Annotated in this window: 1 protein-coding gene and 1 pseudogene; both read left to right on the forward strand. The window is 63.7% G+C overall.

Going from position 1 to position 625, the window contains the following annotated elements; all coding sequences use genetic code 11:
• A partial coding sequence (locus tag AC4FS3_RS28990) for a type 2 periplasmic-binding domain-containing protein (RefSeq protein WP_491023417.1) occupies nucleotides 1–361 on the forward strand: 361 nt, incomplete at its 5' end.
• Between the two features lie 26 nt (nucleotides 362–387).
• Nucleotides 388–625 (forward strand): annotated as a pseudogene (locus AC4FS3_RS28995) (hypothetical protein); the annotation flags it as partial.

Here is a 625-nt window from a genome sequence, read left to right on the forward strand (position 1 = left end):
GCTGACCGGCCTCGAAAAGCTGCCGCCGACCAACGCCTTTTACCTCGCCAACCGGGAGTTCGCCGAAAAACACCCGCAGCAGCTGAAAGCGGCTCTGGAGGAGATCGGCAAGATCACCGACTGGGCCGGCGCCAACCGTCAGGCCGTGGCCGAAGCTTCGCAGAAAGCCACCGGCATCGATGCGGAAGGCAACCGGCGCGCCATCGACCGGGCGGAATATTCGCTACGGCCGCTCACCGAGGTGGAGGTGAAGCAGCAACAGAAGGTGGCGGACGCCTTCTTTGAATTGGGTCTGATCCCCCGGCAGATCACCATCAGCGAGGCGGTCTGGACGCCGCCGCAGCAAAAGGCTGGCCGCTGAGCGGCGCGTGAAAACGGAGCAAAGCCATGTCTGACAAATCCGTCATCTCCCCCGACGTTCCGCTGTCTGGCCATGACCCGCTGAACTTCTTCTGGTTCATTCCCACCCACGGCGACGGCTCCTATCTCGGTTCCGAAACCCAGCAGCGCCCGTCGGATTTCGGTTATTTCCGTCAGGTCGCCCAGGCCGTGGACCGTCTCGGCTATCAGGGCGTGCTGCTGCCGACCGGCCAGAACTGCGTCGATTCATGGATCACCGCCGCCG

The organism is Pseudogemmobacter sp. TB195 (assembly GCF_058313095.1).